Source organism: Mucilaginibacter sp. KACC 22773, assembly GCF_028736215.1.
Lineage (GTDB): Bacteria > Bacteroidota > Bacteroidia > Sphingobacteriales > Sphingobacteriaceae > Mucilaginibacter.
The window spans coordinates 5894170-5911441 of the sequence record NZ_CP117883.1 but is presented as its reverse complement, the minus strand read 5'-3'; the positions used below and the strand labels follow the sequence as shown (position 1 = coordinate 5911441).

The following is a 17272-nucleotide window of genomic DNA, read 5'->3' as shown; positions in this document are numbered from 1 at the left end:
TTATGCCACCCGCAAAACGCCGGTGGCTTTTTATTTTATACCGTTCTTATTATGGAGGAGACGAGGGAACAGCAAAAACTGCATGGATTTTTGCAGTGTGCGATATACCTGTCCATAGGATTGGAAGCCGCCATTTTTATTTATCACGATGCCCCTTTCTGGGGCATTTTTTTTACACCGCTGGACAGGATCAGCCACCTGGCCATTTATTCGAACCTGGTCTATAGCAAACTGGCAACGTTTGGCCTCACCTGCCTGGTCAGCATCGGTACGCTGGCAAAAAAGAAAACAGACCTCGACCCTAAAAAGCATATCGTCTACCCGCTTGCCATCGGTCTGTTTTTGTTCTTCGGCAGCCTGGTTTTTGCGGGTCGTGCCTCCCCGCCGGCATTTGCCTATACCAGCTGGTATAACCTGCTGTACATGATCTGCTCTTTCAGCGGGGCACTCATAGTGAGCGTTTCGATGGACAACATCTCCAAGTTCATCAAATCCGGGCTTGGCAAGGATAAATGGAATACCGAAGCGGAAAGCTTTATGCAGCCGGTTAAGCGCATCGATACGCCGTATTCGGTCAATATCCCCATGCTGTTCTACTATAAGGGAAAGGTTCGGAACGGCTGGGTCAATATCTGCAATGTTTTTCGCGGTACGATGGTGATCGGTACGCCGGGCTCGGGTAAATCCTTTAGTATAGTCAATCCCTTTATCAGGCAACTGATTGCCAAAGAGTTTGCGGTATGCCTGTATGATTTCAAGTTCCCTGATCTCGGCCATATTGCCTACTATCATTATTTACTGGCCAAGCAGAATGGAAAACTAAATGGTTTTGCTTTTCATGTTATCAACTTGAATGACATCGAAAAAAGCCGCCGCATCAATCCCTGGCGGGCAGATTATATCCGCTCACTGGCTGATGCGGCAGAAACTGCCGAGGCTTTGGTGGAGGCATTGAAAAAAGGTGACCGCTCCGGGGGTAGCGACCAGTTCTTCACGCAGTCTGCTATTAATTTCCTGGCCTCCTGTGTTTATTTTATGAGCAAATATAAAGGCGGCATCTATTCCAGCTTCCCGCATGTACTGGCTTTGCTGAACCGCTCTTACGAGGAAATCTTTAACGCTTTGACCTCCGAACCGGAACTCCGTTCCCTGCTGTCACCGTTCATGACGGCATATAATGCAAAAGCTTTTGACCAGTTAGAGGGGCAGATCGGAACGCTGAAGATCTTTATCAGCCGTTTGGCGACAAAAGAAACTTATTGGGTCTTTTCCGGTAACGACTTTGACCTGAAGATATCCGCAAAGGAAAATCCGGGTATGCTGGTACTGGCCAACGACCCCAATACGCAGAATATTAATTCGGCCTGCTATTCCATCATCATCAACCGGCTGACCAAACTGATCAATACCAAGGGCAATTTGCCTTCGGCACTGATCGTCGATGAGGTGCCGACCTTGTTCGTTCACCGGGTGGAAAACCTGATCGCGACCGCCCGTTCCAACAAGGTTGCCGTTTTAATGGGCTTGCAGGAACTGCCCCAGTTCAATCAGCAATACGGGAAAGATACCGCGGCGACCATTACCGCCGTTGTCGGGACCGTGCTGTCCGGCTCTGTTCGCAATAAGGAAACGCTCGAATGGTTGGAACGCCTCTTTGGTAAATCCAAACAATTGGGCGAAGGGCTGTCGATCGACCGTAATAAAACCTCTACCTCCCTGAACGAAAAACTCGAAGCGCTAATACCTGCGGGAAAAATAGCATCCCTCAATTCTGGCGAGATGGTGGGCATGATCGCCGCCGATGCGCAGGAAAAGTATACCGGCCAGTTTGAAACCTCTGCCGTCAACTGCCGCATTAACCTGGATATGGAGGAGATCAAAAAGGAAGAGAAAGGCTATAAATCCTTGCCCACCTTTTATGATTTCGGCGGAAAAATGGAGGAAAAGCTGCGGCAAAATTTTAACCACATCTCGCAGGAGATACAGGAAATGGTACTGGCCTTTAAGCCGCCCCCGTCCACCGTACCTGTTAAAGCCACCATGAAGAAATGAAAGAAGAAACCAATGAAGTGCAGCTACCGGATTATTTGCTGGTACATCCCGAATTAAAAGATGACCCGGTGAATAAGCAGGGCCAGATCGGGATCATTACCGCCGCCATTTTAAATACCGACGAGTTCTTTGTCGGTTTTGATGACAAGGAGGTGGGCCTGTACAGCGCTGATGCCCTGCTCACTTTTAAAGAGCCCGGTGAGATCTATGATTTTATGCATAAAAATGCGCTGACGCTGTCGGTCGATACCTTCAAAGACCTGAAAAGTATTGCCTTGCTGCTGGATTACGGCACAAAGCAACATCAGCGCACCGCCCTGGAGATGGTCCAAAAAGACCCGGAACTCCTCACAGCCGCTTTAATCACACTTGAAAAAAGTTTGGGCCTTGATCAGGCCATCAAACGCGGCAGGTAAATTTTAACACATACATCATGAATGAACAAGATACCATTGGCTTAATGGTCATCGTCAGCCCGGTACTCTGGTCCTCCGACTATATGGGCAGGATCGGGCTGATCGAATTTGCAGAGTTTGCTGATGACCATTTCTGGGTACGCTTTGAAGATGAGGAGATCGATTGCTTCCGTTCGGAGACACTGTTTATCCTGAGAACGCCCGGGGAATTGCAATCACTGGCGGAGAATAAAAAAGGCTCTTTATGGGCGCCGATACCGCAATTGCTCCAAAAGATCGCCGGGATGCAGGAAGCCGGATCGGCGAAACAACTCAAACAAGCTTTTGAACTGGTCCAGGATGACCCGGAACTCCATCGCTGGGCAACGACCCGGCTGAATGAGGTGATAGAGATCGCCCCAACCCGAAAAATAGGCAGGTAAAATTTTAAACAGTAAATATTATGGAAAATGCAACGTTAGCCGGGACACTCGTCCTGGTGCAGCCGGATCTGGAAAACGATACCGGCAGGAATAAGGGACAAATTGGTGTCCTGACCTATGCCAGGTCTGAAACCGAGAATTATGTACGCTTTCCCGAAGGGGGCGAGGCCTATTATCCCGCCCCGCAGGTGCTGATGCTCAAAGACAAAAAACAGGTTTTTGACGATCTCACCAATAACGGTTCATCCATGCCGCTCGATGATTTCAAGGCGATGTACAAGATCATGTTGCTGCAGGACAGGGGAACCTCGCAGGCACTTTATGCCGCACTGGCACTGGCCAACGATCACCCCGGTGTGCAGGAAAGGGTATTAGAATCCATTAGCCCCGCGCAAAAGCAGGAACTGTCCAAAGCCTACAGCCGTTGAAAACCCTGATCAGCATTTGCCTGGTCTGTCTTCCGCTCAAACACCTGAAAATAAATTCTGACTACGGTTACCGCATCCACCCGCTCAGCGGCGGGTACGCGCTGCATGCCGGCGTTGACCTGAAGGCCCGCCACGACACGGTTTATGCGATTCTCGACGGCAAGGTCACGGCCGCTTCTTATAATGACGGCCTTGGTCTCCATCTGCGGCTGGCTCATGGCGGGGTCGAATCGGTCTACGGCCACCTGAGCAGGGTGTTCGTTTTCCCCGGCGATAGTATAAGCTCAGGGGAGCCTATCGGCGTCACCGGAGCAACCGGGCGAGTAACCGGCGAGCACCTGCATTTCAGTATCTGCTACAGGCACAAATACGTCAATCCACTTAAATTTTTATACGAACTGCTAATTAAACAAGAAAATGAGCAAAAATTTCAAAGCACTTCCCGTTCAGCTTTCAGATAAGCTGATCGCGGAGATCAAGGAGGGTAATTCCCTGTTTCAAAAACCGGTTAAGGATAACGGCCTGCCCGCCTTTGTCACACCCGTCAATCCGACCACCGGTAAAGGCTACAGCGCCATGAATGCGCTGATCCTCGGCATGCAGCGCCACGACGATCCGCGCTGGATGTCGGCCGATGCCGCCCGTTACGCCGGTAACTGGGTGAAAAAGGATGAAAAAGGTACGCTGATCGAGTTCCCGAAAACAAGCGATATCCAGGCCATCCGCACCGCAGAAGGCGACCGCATCAAAAAAGATGGGGTGACACAAACCAAAACGGTAGAATTCGATAAACCGCAGCGCGGCCAGGCCTTCCTTTTTAACGCCGAGCAAATGAATGATATCATGCCTTTGGAAGAGTTCCTGCAAAAGCAGGATTCGGAACAAAAGCTGGATCCGACAGAGCGCGCTACAAAACTGATCCAGGACAGCAAGGCGATCATTATTCACGGCGGGCAGGAAGCCTTTTACGACAAGCAGCGCGATGCGATTTTCCTTCCCGAACCGGAGGAATTTGACAATGAGGTAAAATACCTGCAGGTCGCTATCCATCAGCTGGCACACTGGACCGGCCATGAAGACCGCCTGAACCGCCCGATGGAAGGCAAATTCGGTTCCATGGATTATGCCCGCGAGGAAATGCGCGCGGCAATCGCGGCTGTTCTTATCGGCGGCGAATTAAAGATCGGTCATAACTTTGGCCAGCAGGCCGCCTACATGAACACCTTTGCCAAGATCTTAAAGGACGAGCCTTTTGAAATTGCCAAAGCTTCCAGGGATGCACAAAAAATCGCAAACCTGCTGTTAGGCGTTAATCAGAAAAGGGAACAAAAGCAGGGTGCCGAAGCCGGTTTTAAAAAAGGCGACGAAATAGCCTATATGGACACCACCTACAAGGTGCTCGAAACCTATAAGACCAAAAGTATCAAGGTGGAAGATGCCGAAGGTACCCGCAAGGTACTGAAGCCGGAATATGGCCTTTATAAATCCCTGTTGGAGGCCAAAACCAACCCTCGCGAATCGGAAATGGTATTGGAGGAAGAACAAGGCCAGTCCGAGGAACTGGGCCAGCAACAAAAAATTGGTCGATAAATGAACCCGGTAACTTTTCACGAAAATGATCTCCCGCTCAAGGATCTGGAGACTATCGGGCTGGCCTCAGGCGGTCAGCTCCTGTTAAATGTCGATGACCTGAAAGCTTTGCTTTCAGGTCGCCGCACAAGCTTAATGGAATTGCATGACCTGGAAACAGACACTATCAAGATCAAATCCATCAATGCCAAAATATCGCTGAAACCAAATGAAAAGGGCCAGCTGGACCTTTTGATCCACCCGATTTACCGCGACCCTGAGATTCCGGATCTCCTGACTAAAAATGAAGCGATGCAACTGCAAAAGGGTGAAGTAGGCAGCGTGCTTCGGATCGCCCTTGATAACCATGGCAATAAAAAGGAAATGCTCGTTGAATACGACACGGAAACAAAAGAGTTTATCGTTTCGGATACCGAGAAGATCCTGGCCCCGGATATGGTCAATAACGAATTTCTTACCCAGGCCCAGAAAGAGCAATACCGAAAGGGTAAGGAAGTGCAGATCCCGGACGGCACCCGCTTCAGCTATTCGGCCACAGACAAGCATGGCATCCGCTCCAATAAACTGGCGCTTGTTGCATCCATCCTGATGGATGGTGGCTTGTCCTATATGGTATTTAAAGGGTTGAATACCTTATTCAACAAGAAACGTGACCCAATCGCAGCCGGGAAATTAAGCCCCGGTTATTACCAGGCGATCAAGGATATCGAGAACCAGCATGGATTTAAACCGCACGAGTTTGAACGGGGACAATCGCGCAAAGGCCGGTAATAGGATGAATCATCTTTTGACAGGGCTTGGCATTCCTTTAGAAGTCCAGGCCTTTTTTCATGCAGGAAATGAACTTTCCTTTAGCTATGGTGATCAGTTTGAACGTTTTGGTTCAGGTTATCATATTGTGCCCTCCACGCAAAATCTTTGGGTGGCAGGGCTGCCCCATGCGACACATTTGATCATTACTTATTCGGTTATGGAGGCAATGGCGTTTATTACACTTAACCGCCATCGCTTTACACGGCTGGAGCAACTGGCTTTTGTGGCGATCGGCAACAGGCTGCATACAGAACAAGGGGACTGGCTCAGACAGCATTTCCCTGGACGAAAAGTTATCCTGGTATTTGGTAAAGACCTGATCGGGCATATCACCGATATTAAATTGACTGCTGCTATTAAAAATATTCCGATCAGGATCCTTTATAGGGAACCTGTAATCCATATCCATCATGGCGATCATTTACGGGCTTTTATCCCTGAGCAGATTTCCCTGCATACTTTTCAGGAAGCATTCGGCATTCGGCCCCGTTTCCGAACCGCCAAAGCGGCCGGATCTCCAACCTTTCTAGAACAATTAAAACATGACACAGAACGATGATATCTTATTAAAGCCGGCAAGGCTGTATACTTTTCTTAAGGCGTTGCCGCTGATGGTACTGGCCATTGCTTTCCTTTTTCTGGCCTGGACACTGTCGCCGTATTTTATCCTGTTCAGCCTCGCCGTTTGCGGCGGGGCCTGGTACAGGCTGCTCTATATCCGTAGTTTCCGGTATTTAATAACAACAGAATATATCCAGATTAGCCAGGGGATATTCTTTAAGCGGGTGGACCAGGTAGAAATGTTCAGGGTAAAGGATTACATCATTACCCAATCATTTGTGCTCCTGGTCTGTAAATTGATGTGTCTGACACTGAAAACTACGGATGTAGAAAATCAGACAGTACTGTTTCAGGGTATCCCGGAATCGGCGATCACGGACACCATACGGGAGCGGGTTCAGCAGGCCCGGCATAACAATAATATTTACGAATTAAATTGAAACAATGCTTGGACATTACTAAGTAAATTAGTATTTTTAATTAAAAAATCAGCGTTATGAAAGCTATAATTCGAAACATATTATTGACCTGTGTGATCTCCATGTTTTGCTTTTTTGGTGCAGTAGGCAGAAAACACAGCAAAGCTGAATTGACTGTTGCACAAGCAGCTGAAGCCAGGAAGGAAACATTGACCTGTCTGTCAGTCGCCTTCCTGGCCATAGCCTTGTGCACCTGGAGATGTTCGGTGATAAAACGTAGAATAAATCAGGAAAGGGAGTACCAGCGCAGGTTTAACGATTATATACGCAACTCCATATTTCATCGCCAGTATTAATGTTATTTTTATTAAGGTCCCGGCCATGAACGCTTCGGATCGTATTAATTTGCAAGTTGATTTAAGAATTCTTACAAATGAAAGATGATTTTTATGATTTCGTAGCTGTTGAACTGCAAAATAGCCTGCCGGATAGCCGGCGAATTTTCTATAAAGAAAAGACACCTGAAAAGGAATTCTATAGCATAAGCCATGCTTTTGTGGCACTGACTGACGGTAAAAAAAAGCTGGTTAACATAGTAGTGCTGCCGCTTTCTTTAGACCTAAATCCTGAAAATAAAGAGCAGCTATTAACATTAAGGGATGATCTTATTTTCAAAGATGCACTATTGATCGTGATCAATGAGGAAACTGCCGAGATGCGTTTAGGAAACACAGGTGTTTTTATTTCTGAAAAGCTACTGATCCATTGCCCAAACTTTATTTGGATAAACTGTAGCAGAGAAAAAAAGTCTCAAATGACCTTTGATGGAATTCATTATGAGGATCTGCGCAGCGGGTTTGCGAAAATTTGGAATACTACGGTTACCTATGCAGGACCGATGGTGGGATTTCAATCGGTTAACCTGGAAATTATGCGCAGTACCTGTTGGAAATGTCAAAGGGAGATCAAAACAGTGACCGGAATCGTTTTTCCGAATCGGCAACTAAATAGTTGGAATGACGTCACCTGGCAATATTACCATAGCCTTGTTTCATTAAATCAAATCAAAGGGAATACGGCTGACTTAATTGCTGAATTTGTCGCTACACTCCGACAGCATGATAAGGAAATTACACCTGTAGGTTATAAATATAGTAACACGATAAAAAGTAGCTATTTTGCGGCGTCTTGCTCATACTGTGACGCATTATTCGGAAATTTCTATGTGATGGATGAACGCATGGATTATTTACATTCTTTGGGGAGCCGTGTAGACGGAAGTTTAACCTATCATTCTATCACACTGAATGTAGATCGCTATTTGATCCAATGCGTGTTTGATAGCTCAGAAGCTTGTGATCATACAACCGATGCCGGTTGGGGCAGCAAATAAGCCATTGGCCCCGCTGGTTTTAGCGCTCACAAACCCATTATACTGACGCGAAGAATAGGGCCAGGGATCAAGCAGTATTGATCCGATTAATATTTTATTTTTGTAACATCTAAGCGGTTTCTATCCCGCTTTTGTGATAAGGTTTAGGTTGAAAGTCCCCAACAGCAAGTGTTTGGGGACTTTTATTTTGCACTTATCTCGTCTTATCGGCTACACATAACCCCATACTTAATTTTTATGGACACTACCAAACAGCACCTGTTTAAATCAACCGGGACAATAACCGAAAAAGAACTGATTGATCTTTATGGCCCGTTGCTTCGCGGAGAACTTGTTCTAAAATTCGCGGAGCATAAAAATTTCGATGCTGCAATGGCCGAGTTTAAAACCTGGCACGAACAAGATATTATTCAAATGGATAATATGCTGATGCAAAATCATCGGCTTTCTCCGCAATCCCACAAAAGTTGGGAGGAATATATTGCTAACACATTTCTTAAAGCCCTTATCAATGACTACGAGCAGGAAAGGCTTGAGAAAATAAGGATCAGGATGGAAGACCCGGTTCAGCAACAGAAGGCTGCTGAACTTTTGAAAATTCGCCAGTCAGGTAAATTACCGCACATCGATTTTGCCGGAACCGATTTCACTGTGGACTGGCGATTGAGGCAAATGAGGGAGACTGAACAGCCCTGGAAAAACATCAGCTTTGATGATTTTGAGATGGACGATTATGGTGATAATTACCTGTGCTTTTTTAATACCCATATGCATGAGCTTTACATCCCACCGGAAAACCTAACCGAATTTCCGGAGCATGTCGTGCTTCTTGAAATACCAAATGAACTCAAACTTGACCCTTTTGCAGTCGCCCGTGAATATGGGGCTGATTTATCAGAACTGCTGAGAGAATATCCCATAACAGAAAATTTGACCGCTAAAGTTATCCCTTTGATGGAAACAGGTCTGCCGGCAATTATAGAAAATAATATCCGGCTTCAGCAACAACGCAATGAAGAAATTCGCCAAAAGCGGGGCAGATAAAACCTGTTTCGGGAAGCAACATATTTTTTTAACCTCTTCAATACCGCAAATTCTAGTAGCGGATTACAACGCAATCCCTTGCGGGTGTAACGGATAGTTGCCGGTTACACTTAAAAAAATCTTTCACTTCATAATACATGTCACTACAGGTTTTAACTGTTGATGACCTGGAAAAATTCCGGGTGCAACTTTTGTCTGATATCGAAAACCTACTCAACACCAAACAACCCAGGAAATGGCTTAAAACGCAAGATGTCATGGAGATGCTTGGCATATCCGAAATTACCTTACAGAACTTAAGAAACCGCGGCCAGATACCTTTTAGAAAATTAGGCGGCACCTGTTATTACAGCGCTGAGGAAATCGATGATTACCTTACTAAATCTAAATATACTTCATTGTAAGCCAGTAGGATCGGGAACCGATTCAGTAGATGTAATTCTCCACCTTAAGTCTTGGCGTCAGAATAGGGCCAGGACTAACAATGTTTACGCGGATTTTTCTTTCTGCCAGCTCGTCTGCTACAATTTTTATAAAAATTCATTTTACAGCCTCGTAAAAAAACTTGATTTATAAAAAAAGCCACCAATATTGAATTAGTAGTTTTTGCTCGTAAGGCTGGACTCGAACCAGTGACCCATACTTATCTTTGGTGGTGTGAGGTATTCCGTAATAATTGGGTCTCTGTACCAATCCGCAATTACCGTGGTCGTCTCCCCAAAGCGCTTTGCATGGTAATTGGATGAATTAAACCTCATCAGTTTTGTTTCATTTTCCTTATCTCTTCTTTGACATCGAAAGGTAGATAGCCTTTAAAATGCACTCACCCTTATTGAGACTAAGTTTGATAGGCATAGGTTATTAGTCAGCCCGCCACTCGGTCATATTAACCTCGGATATTTAACCTAAGCAACCTCTTTAGTTTGTACATTCAATTCGGCCGCAGGTTGATGTGATGCCTGCTTCTTTTTACTGCCCCGCGTAATAAGCGCTCCGTTTATAGCATTGGTTATAGTACTGTCCTCTAAGTCTGCTAAATAAATACGGGTATCAGCTTGTGTTTCGTGTCCCATCGCCTCCTGGATGATTTTGATATCGACGTCCGCCTCATTTAAATGGCTGGCGAACCCATGGCGCAGGGCATTTGAGGTAAATTGTTTATTCCATCCGACAGCCTCCGCCATAGCTTTAGCATCTTCATTAAAATCCTTTAAAGCGGAATCAATTCTTACATCAATTTTCTTAGCCGTATCATGTTCTTTCATGATAAAAGGAAAAATATAGCCCGCATCAGACTGCTCGTGAAACTCTTCAAATAAATTGATGATCCGTACAGCCTCCGGATGCAATTCAAAATCATAGTTCCGTTTATTCTTGGAGCGTTTATAAACTATGCCATTATTGACAAACTGTTCTTTTTTTAGCTTTATCATGTCATTAAAATTCATTCCCCTTGCATAATACATAAACTGCATGAGCAGGTGAGACCGGTAGATCCGCGTATCTTTCGCCGGCTTAAGGTTAAGCAGTCTCTCCCAATAGTCTGATTTGATCGACCTCTTCTTTGTCCTGATCCTTTTATAGGCTTTGAATTTAATGTACTTTTTGGGATGGTGGTCCTTGGTGCATAATCCATCTTCAATCGCCAGGTTCCAAACCCGGTAGTAGGTTCTCAGGTAATGACTTCTTGTTGACTCACTTGTCCCAGAGATTTGCCGCTCATAAGCTTCATGGTCTGCTTTCGTAAAGGCAAGGAACATCTTATCCTTGTCCTTAAGCAGTTTTTTCACGGTCAGTTTGTTGTTGTAAAACACATTTGCATACCCTGGATTATCAATTGCGTCATAATGATCGATAAGGGATTGTATATAAGCCAGTATCTTATTTGGTTTTTCAGCCGAAGGGGTCAGGCTTACCTTGGAAGTAAGAGCGGCTTTAATTTCAACGTGTGTAATCAGGCGACCAGCCTTCTCAGCGGTCTTGATTTCATACTGTATATCATCCTCCATCATTTTTATCTTAGAAACTAAAGCTTTGTATTTAGGATGAGAAGATTTTGGGCAATTATTTTCGGTATCCCAATTTTCAATGGAACTGCTATAACACGTGGATATGTATTTGGGATCCCTGTTCTGCGTCATTCTGATTCTGACCTCATGCTCACCCATGACGTAGTTGTTTTCGGTGTCTAATATCTTTCGATAGGTCCAAAGTATTGGCTTTACTGCAATTTCCATAGCAATATTTTTTATGGTGTTTAATGCATGCAAGCGAACATGCAAGTGGTCTGTAAAATTCACAGCTGTGATAAACCTGTGATAAAACAAATGTAGTGATATTCGATTAAAAGCACCAAATAAATTAGTATAAAAAATTACATAAAATATTGATAATTAGATAATTGATTGAAAAGTATAACCAGGTATAATTTGAAAAAAGCCGTATGGCATGCAAGAGGTCATCGGTTCGACTCCGATATTCTCCACTGATTACCAAGCACTTACGGAATTGTAAGTGCTTTTTTTGTGATTTATCCCATCATTTTCCATAAATGAATTACTTACAATACTAATCCAAAACCATATTTAAATACTTGAATATAAGTTAATTATTGCTATTCAATTGGTAAAATGTATGCAAGAGGTTGGTACGGAGGTTGGATAAAAATCTTTATCTGGATTCTGATTTTGCAGAAAAGTAAAACAAGGGTAAAACATGCTTATTTAAACTATAAACGATGGATCTTTGAAAATGAACTCTATTTGTTATTATTGATAATAATAGAAGAAAAAATTACAATCAATTGCCTGGTTAATCTATCTATAGATAGAATACTCATAATCTTTGCGTTAATTCAGCAGTCTTTTGTGTAGAATTCAACGAATATCATTCCTAACGAACATATTAGTCATCTTTTAATCCATCGTTACAGTATGTTAAATACTGGTCATAGTTAGTTTTACATACCTATTAACGCATTCACTTTTTCGGTTAAAGAAGCAACTAAGTCATCAACAAAAAAATCAAATTCAAATCCGTTTTTAATAGTGTCTTGGTTGATGATACCTCTAAAATCAATCAATTTTACGGCGGACGACACGTCGCTTTCTGCGATTAAGTTATTTTCGATGAGTGGAAATATTTCGGAACCTAAGCCATTGAGAACTTTTATAAGAGGGATAATTTCTGCTTCACTTAGCTGGTAACGGTCCCCTTCGCCATTATATTTTGTCACATCGACCGAAATCAGCGAATATATTTCAATGTTTTTCGAGGCCTTTTCAAGTTGTAATTTGCTCATAGAAACCGAACTTCGAGAATCCCATCGTGACTTCACCTCAATGTAATATAATGGATCACCGTTAAAGGAAATCACAATATCCTGTCCACCCTGTATGTCTTCCGCTTCCAGTTTTTTGCCTTTGTCAATATTAATTTTTTCCGACAATTCAGTACCCAGCTTGAGTCTTATTTTGTCCTCGATGTAGGTTCCTATCTTGTATTTATGTTCCCAATCGGAATCTCTTTCTTTTTCGAGCCTGATGGCGTCAATTGCCTTATTAAGAATGTCTTCAAAATTGGGACGCTTAATAATTTTTCCGAGCGCTTTTAATTGGTTCTCCTCCAGGATTACAATAGAAAAAATGTCGTCCTTGGTGCTTTCATTTGTCACAATACTTAACATCATCGCTGCCTTATGGGTATCAATCCTTGTAAAAAGACTCTTATAAGGTTCGACTTGGATTTGTGAAATTATTCATAGTATTTCCGACTTAAAGGGATGTTCATTGATGTCTGTAATATCCGTCCCAAATATTATATCTTCAATTACCGTGGACAGCGTTTTGTTAGTCATTTCCTCGTTTTTTTCAATCAGGAACTCGTTAAATTTTTTATGGCCTAAGAATTCTCCAATTTCTTTTTTAGTGACGGTATTATAAAGTTTGTAAATATCGTCAGTAATGCCGCCGTCTTTTTTAAGGCTAGTGATAAGCTCTAAGCCAAATACCTGATTAGGATAAATTTCAGAACTTAAAAACACATCCTTAAAACGATCTTCGTTATAGCTGATAATTTCATAAATAAAGTCAATATGACCCTCAACCCATTCTGAAGTATGCTGGTATAACGTATTTAGGAATATTTGTACTATTTTCTTTTGTCCTGCCCGTTGTTCAAGGTCCTCATCCTGGGAATTAATAGTTTTTATTTCAATTAGCGCAGCGTCTACCCCATAATATTTACTGATTAGGGACATCAATTTCATGGGCTTGCTATTTGAGTCTTTGCTCGAATTCAGCTTGCAATAATCCAGTAATGCCAAAAATGTTTCAAGGTCGTACAATTCGTCTCCCGGCTCCTCATCGAAATCAAATTCCTCAATTTTATAGTCCTTCGGCAAACAAATAAGATCCTCTAATTCCTCCTCATTTAATTTGTTGGTGATGCTATTTGAAAAACTCCGCCGGTTATAATTGTCAAATGGAAAACTGAATTTAAATCTGGGATCTATTAATTGAGCGATGCTTTTAGGTATCATCTTCTTCCCAATTTCCACTAATGGCTTGTCGATATTTTGGGCAATTTTGAGCAAATTGAATGGCTGAAAAACTCCATCCAAATTTGGCAACAACTCATATTCCATAAACATTTTTTCAAGCCCGGCTTCCAGCAAATAATCGTAATAGTTTTTCAGGTGATCAAATTCAAAGTCGCTTAGACCATTTAATTCAATATGGGCGACAATGACTTCGTTGGTAATATAATTTGCCTTTTCAAATCCCCAGTTGGCTATAAAATTGCTCCATTCCCTGACGGTTTCTTTCGTTGGCATGACAGGAAAGAACTTTTCGGCGAGGTAGTAAACAGAGTCGAAATATTTATCATTCTCCAATAATTCTGGAATGGGAAAGAAAACTTCCAGTGCATTTTTATAGCCATCCTTCGTTTTGACTATAGTCAGATATTTGAATTCGTCGATCCACTTGGTTTGAAGCGACGTAAAATATTTATTTTGTAGAAGGTCATCTGACCCCCTTTTGAAATTGATATCAGCATACAAAAGCGGATTTTCAACAGGTATTAAAGTACTGTCCAAAAATTTGAATAGCAGGTCTGACGCTTTTTCAATAAGCACCTGGTTTACTGATTCATCATCCCTAAACTGGTCCTTCTCGCTAAATAAATGGATAGCGTCCCTTGGTTCAGTGGGCATGAATTTATTACAATTGATTATAAAGTTCATCCCAAAATGTTCAGAGCCAACAAGGGGATAATACAAGAACAGCCTTGCGACCCTGTCTGAGAAGGTAAATAGTTGGTGATCTTTGTTAATGGGCAAAATGATTTCAATCTCCCGGTAATTTTCTGCAATAGAATAAACTACTTTTTCATCATTGTTTATTAGCACAGTGGTTTTATAAAGTAGAATTTCCTCCTCATTGATTATGCTTTCCTTTTCCAACCGGGTAAATAACGTTTCATTACCATCCTTAGAAATAATTTTTGCAGATTTTAATCGGTTATTGATTGTAAGAATAAGTGGAAGGTATTCCTCTAGGTCACGATAGGATTCTTTAACATAATTTCTTTCCTGGTCTGTTTCTGGCAGGTAGGTAAATGTGGTTGAAAAAGTAGCCGGAAATACTTCCGTTCCTTTTCCGATGATTTCAAAGACTTTGTCTTTTTGTAATTTGATCTGCCTACTTAATTCCGGCCATTTTTTATCACTGCGATCAATAAGAAAGTCTTTAATTTCAATATACTGTCCGGAGGTCTCCAAAAAACCGTCGAGTACAAATTTTCGTCCAAGGGAATGCGTTGTCAAAAAACCGGTTCCATATTTGCCTACAGGCGGTATTTCACTCAATCCATCCTTATCACCTGAAACCTGTTTAATTAAAGAAATAAGGGAATTAGAAGTAAACGGTCGGCCATTATGCGTGAATGCGAATTTTTCGTTTCTGTAATCCAGTGTGATCTCACAGTGCTTAGTAAGGTCACATGCATTTTGAACGAGTTCCCAGATGGCCCGATTAGAAGAAAAATCGTTGAACCTGCCAAAATCCAATAGCATATTGGTGGCGTGTTTTTTAAGATCCGAAAGTTCATCTTCAATGATTGCCTTATCAACGGCAATTTGTCTTTCCGGTGTTATTTCATATTCAATAGGTGTCATAAATAATTGTGATTTGATGGTTGGCGGTTTATGTTTAGGTAGGCCTTGCCAATGGTCAAGGTAAAGCTTTTTTAGCAGATGGAAATACCTAACCATTTATTTTTTTAGTAGGCGTTCAAAAAGTATTGATTCTAATTATGGCAATTTATAGGCTTATCAGGGAAGATTGAATTGTTTTTCTTTACTAATATCGCCTATATTTATTTTTTGTTAACCCTATCATCCTTATGGCGCATCAACTTGATTTTATTGCCAAAAAACATATTCATGCTGCAATTGCTAAAATCGAGGAAGATGGTGTCCCCAATAGCCATTTATGGAACGAATACTGGCTTCAATCCGCTGGAAAACCTTACCCATTTAAGTATCTGGTCCAACTTGCGAGTGAATTTGCAGGCGAAAAACTACACCCCGACGATTTTAAAAGCAACGATAGTTCAAGAAACTTTATCTCCTCATTAGGCTTTACGATTCGCTTTATCGTTCAAGACGTTCCATACGACCATCCGGGATTTTGGGTGGGTGCCAGCTATTTCGGAAAATATGGTGATCAAGTCAACATGTTAGATGATTTTGTTAGGGAGAAATACTGGGCTACTGACCATGACCTAACCACCGGCGAAGGCTTGGTTATCTATAAAAAATTACAAAAAGTAAAAGTCAATGACCGTATTGGCATACGTTACCTTGCAAGGAAGCAAAATACTGTTGACATCGTGAAAGTTGGTACGGTAAAAAGTATCGACAATATTTCAACCGGGCAGCTTTCAGTAGTGTGGGATTATAATCCATTTTTATATTCCGGTCCAAAACCCTCCGGACAGGGTGCCGGGGATTGGTGGAAAACCCTGATTAAGGTTACCAGGCCCGAAGATATTGAGTTATTATTTGGTTATGCTAAAACACAGGCAAGGGCATCGCGGTTAACCTGGAATTCAAATGGATGGGTGATGCCATCCGGTCCCGATGGTAAAAGCGCCGATGATTCCGCCCATGAAAGGCGCTATGGCTATGGTCATGAAGAATGGCTTTTTGATACTGGTAAACTAATTGACGGTTATCACTACGGATTTCTTGAACCGGTGCGAAAATACCAGGCAGCTTACATCGGTAAAAAATATGATATATGGTTGTATAGCATTAACGATACCACCAAACTTCGTTACTGGATAGGCGAGATTGCCGGCCTTGAGGTCATTGACACCAATATAGCCAACGAGATCACTGATCATTATCGTGCCCAGGGGTGGCTGGGAGAGATGGAAAACCAGATCATCGCATCAGGAGCCAACATCAAAGGATTCTCAGAATATCAGGGGATTGACTTGTTCAATATCCGGTTTAAGCCGGAAAACTTAAAACTAAATGACCCTTATTATGAGTTGCCGGAAGACCACCCTGTTTATCGGGCACAGCGTTACACCTTAATGTTTGTTCGCGAAGAATATTTAATTGTAACGCCTGATCAGGACGACGACTTTCCATTTATCCCACCGGAGGAAAACGAAGATACTGAAGTTGACCGGAGAAGAAAAAGGACTTATGTTTCACCCCCGAGACCGATTGAAATAGTATACCTCCATGAGGAGATTTGCAAGGCGCTTGCAAAAAAATTAAGGAAGAAATATGGCAGAAAAAATGTAAAACGGGAACATTGGGCTGGTTACGGAATGTATCGTATCGATATCGTTGTAAAGGATGGGGATGAGAAAATATTCTATGAGATCAAGTCCTACACCAACCTGCTCACTTCAATTCGGGAGGCAGTAGGGCAGTTGATGGAATATGCGCTTTGGCCTGACCGGAAAAAAGCAAAAAAAATGATCGTCGTAACCCAAACTGAAGTAACAACGAAAGCCGCCACTTACTTTAAAAATCTTAGGGATAACTACAACCTTGAGGTATATTATCAATCATTCAATTTACAAACCAACACTTTGTCTGAGGAAATTTAAT

The 17272-nt window shown here is 42.7% G+C and carries 18 protein-coding genes; 14 read left to right on the top strand and 4 right to left on the bottom strand.

Translation table 11 applies throughout. The features are described from left to right. Positions 1-51 precede the first annotated feature (51 nt). From PQ469_RS24450 to PQ469_RS24390, 13 genes are all read left to right on the top strand, one after another. The gene (locus tag PQ469_RS24450) at positions 52-2052 is read left to right on the top strand and encodes a type IV secretion system DNA-binding domain-containing protein (RefSeq protein WP_274209995.1); all 2001 of its coding nucleotides are present in this window, start codon (positions 52-54) and stop codon (positions 2050-2052) included. Next, on the top strand, positions 2049-2468 hold the full coding sequence (locus PQ469_RS24445) for a hypothetical protein (RefSeq protein ID WP_274209994.1): 420 nt from the start codon (positions 2049-2051) through the stop codon (positions 2466-2468). Before PQ469_RS24450 ends, PQ469_RS24445 begins: the two co-directional genes overlap by 4 nt. Positions 2469-2485: 17 nt before the next feature. After that, complete coding sequence (locus PQ469_RS24440; RefSeq protein ID WP_274209993.1) at positions 2486-2890, top strand: hypothetical protein; 405 nt, start codon at positions 2486-2488, stop codon at positions 2888-2890. A 20-nt stretch (positions 2891-2910) separates the two neighbouring features. After that, on the top strand, positions 2911-3318 hold the full coding sequence (locus PQ469_RS24435) for a hypothetical protein (RefSeq protein ID WP_274209992.1): 408 nt from the start codon (positions 2911-2913) through the stop codon (positions 3316-3318). After that, the gene (locus PQ469_RS24430) at positions 3315-3779 is read left to right on the top strand and encodes a M23 family metallopeptidase (RefSeq protein ID WP_274209991.1); all 465 of its coding nucleotides are present in this window, start codon (positions 3315-3317) and stop codon (positions 3777-3779) included. The genes PQ469_RS24435 and PQ469_RS24430 overlap by 4 nt, the downstream gene beginning before the upstream one ends. Next, positions 3736-4908: a zincin-like metallopeptidase domain-containing protein gene (locus PQ469_RS24425; RefSeq protein ID WP_274209990.1), complete on the top strand. Its 1173-nt coding sequence runs from the start codon at positions 3736-3738 to the stop codon at positions 4906-4908. Before PQ469_RS24430 ends, PQ469_RS24425 begins: the two co-directional genes overlap by 44 nt. Beyond that, positions 4909-5679 (top strand): DUF4099 domain-containing protein, encoded by a 771-nt coding sequence (locus PQ469_RS24420; RefSeq protein ID WP_274209989.1) that lies wholly within the window; start codon positions 4909-4911, stop codon positions 5677-5679. It begins immediately after the preceding gene. Beyond that, positions 5627-6280 carry a hypothetical protein gene (locus tag PQ469_RS24415; RefSeq protein ID WP_274209988.1) on the top strand — a complete coding sequence of 218 codons (654 nt, stop codon included), beginning with the start codon at positions 5627-5629 and terminating at the stop codon, positions 6278-6280. The genes PQ469_RS24420 and PQ469_RS24415 overlap by 53 nt, the downstream gene beginning before the upstream one ends. Beyond that, positions 6264-6722, top strand: a complete 459-nt coding sequence (locus PQ469_RS24410) for a PH domain-containing protein (RefSeq protein ID WP_274209987.1) — start codon at positions 6264-6266, stop codon at positions 6720-6722. Before PQ469_RS24415 ends, PQ469_RS24410 begins: the two co-directional genes overlap by 17 nt. Before the next feature lie 56 nt (positions 6723-6778). Continuing rightward, positions 6779-7057: a hypothetical protein gene (locus PQ469_RS24405; protein WP_274209986.1), complete on the top strand. Its 279-nt coding sequence runs from the start codon at positions 6779-6781 to the stop codon at positions 7055-7057. A 77-nt stretch (positions 7058-7134) separates the two neighbouring features. Beyond that, positions 7135-8094 (top strand): hypothetical protein, encoded by a 960-nt coding sequence (locus tag PQ469_RS24400; RefSeq protein ID WP_274209985.1) that lies wholly within the window; start codon positions 7135-7137, stop codon positions 8092-8094. 372 nt (positions 8095-8466) lie between these two features. Beyond that, positions 8467-9138 carry a hypothetical protein gene (locus PQ469_RS24395; protein ID WP_274209984.1) on the top strand — a complete coding sequence of 224 codons (672 nt, stop codon included), beginning with the start codon at positions 8467-8469 and terminating at the stop codon, positions 9136-9138. Positions 9139-9275: 137 nt separating this feature from the next. After that, entirely contained in the window at positions 9276-9542 is a 267-nt protein-coding gene (locus tag PQ469_RS24390) for a helix-turn-helix domain-containing protein (RefSeq protein ID WP_274209983.1), read from the top strand. A 22-nt stretch (positions 9543-9564) separates the two neighbouring features. Here PQ469_RS24390 and PQ469_RS24385 read toward each other — a convergent pair whose 3' ends face one another. The 4 genes from PQ469_RS24385 to PQ469_RS24370 all read right to left on the bottom strand — a co-directional run bounded on the left by PQ469_RS24385 (position 9565) and on the right by PQ469_RS24370 (position 15316). Continuing rightward, on the bottom strand, positions 9565-9636 hold the full coding sequence (locus tag PQ469_RS24385; protein ID WP_274213847.1) for a hypothetical protein: 72 nt from the start codon (positions 9634-9636) through the stop codon (positions 9565-9567). A gap of 407 nt (positions 9637-10043) precedes the next feature. After that, positions 10044-11375 carry a tyrosine-type recombinase/integrase gene (locus tag PQ469_RS24380; protein ID WP_274209982.1) on the bottom strand — a complete coding sequence of 444 codons (1332 nt, stop codon included), beginning with the start codon at positions 11373-11375 and terminating at the stop codon, positions 10044-10046. Between the two features lie 722 nt (positions 11376-12097). After that, positions 12098-12826, bottom strand: a complete 729-nt coding sequence (locus PQ469_RS24375) for a hypothetical protein (protein ID WP_274209981.1) — start codon at positions 12824-12826, stop codon at positions 12098-12100. A gap of 69 nt (positions 12827-12895) precedes the next feature. Continuing rightward, a complete protein-coding gene (locus PQ469_RS24370; RefSeq protein ID WP_274209980.1) occupies positions 12896-15316 on the bottom strand; it encodes a sacsin N-terminal ATP-binding-like domain-containing protein in 2421 nt (806 codons plus the stop codon). 227 nt (positions 15317-15543) lie between these two features. Between PQ469_RS24370 and PQ469_RS24365 the strand changes: the two genes are divergently transcribed. Beyond that, positions 15544-17271, top strand: a complete 1728-nt coding sequence (locus PQ469_RS24365; protein ID WP_274209979.1) for a hypothetical protein — start codon at positions 15544-15546, stop codon at positions 17269-17271. Position 17272 lies beyond the last annotated feature (1 nt).

Excerpts from the sequence above, each read along its gene's own strand:
- PQ469_RS24450 (WP_274209995.1), top strand. The coding sequence starts at position 52 with ATGGAGGAGACGAGGGAACAGCAAAAACTGCATGGATTTTTGCAGTGT.
- PQ469_RS24445 (WP_274209994.1), top strand. The coding sequence starts at position 2,049 with ATGAAAGAAGAAACCAATGAAGTGCAGCTACCGGATTATTTGCTGGTA.
- PQ469_RS24440 (WP_274209993.1), top strand. The coding sequence starts at position 2,486 with ATGAATGAACAAGATACCATTGGCTTAATGGTCATCGTCAGCCCGGTA.
- PQ469_RS24435 (WP_274209992.1), top strand. The coding sequence starts at position 2,911 with ATGGAAAATGCAACGTTAGCCGGGACACTCGTCCTGGTGCAGCCGGAT.
- PQ469_RS24425 (WP_274209990.1), top strand. The coding sequence starts at position 3,736 with ATGAGCAAAAATTTCAAAGCACTTCCCGTTCAGCTTTCAGATAAGCTG.
- PQ469_RS24420 (WP_274209989.1), top strand. The coding sequence starts at position 4,909 with ATGAACCCGGTAACTTTTCACGAAAATGATCTCCCGCTCAAGGATCTG.
- PQ469_RS24415 (WP_274209988.1), top strand. The coding sequence starts at position 5,627 with ATGGATTTAAACCGCACGAGTTTGAACGGGGACAATCGCGCAAAGGCC.
- PQ469_RS24410 (WP_274209987.1), top strand. The coding sequence starts at position 6,264 with ATGACACAGAACGATGATATCTTATTAAAGCCGGCAAGGCTGTATACT.
- PQ469_RS24405 (WP_274209986.1), top strand. The coding sequence starts at position 6,779 with ATGAAAGCTATAATTCGAAACATATTATTGACCTGTGTGATCTCCATG.
- PQ469_RS24400 (WP_274209985.1), top strand. The coding sequence starts at position 7,135 with ATGAAAGATGATTTTTATGATTTCGTAGCTGTTGAACTGCAAAATAGC.
- PQ469_RS24395 (WP_274209984.1), top strand. The coding sequence starts at position 8,467 with ATGGCCGAGTTTAAAACCTGGCACGAACAAGATATTATTCAAATGGAT.
- PQ469_RS24390 (WP_274209983.1), top strand. The coding sequence starts at position 9,276 with ATGTCACTACAGGTTTTAACTGTTGATGACCTGGAAAAATTCCGGGTG.
- PQ469_RS24380 (WP_274209982.1), bottom strand. The coding sequence starts at position 11,375 with ATGGAAATTGCAGTAAAGCCAATACTTTGGACCTATCGAAAGATATTA.
- PQ469_RS24375 (WP_274209981.1), bottom strand. The coding sequence starts at position 12,826 with ATGATGTTAAGTATTGTGACAAATGAAAGCACCAAGGACGACATTTTT.
- PQ469_RS24370 (WP_274209980.1), bottom strand. The coding sequence starts at position 15,316 with ATGACACCTATTGAATATGAAATAACACCGGAAAGACAAATTGCCGTT.
- PQ469_RS24365 (WP_274209979.1), top strand. The coding sequence starts at position 15,544 with ATGGCGCATCAACTTGATTTTATTGCCAAAAAACATATTCATGCTGCA.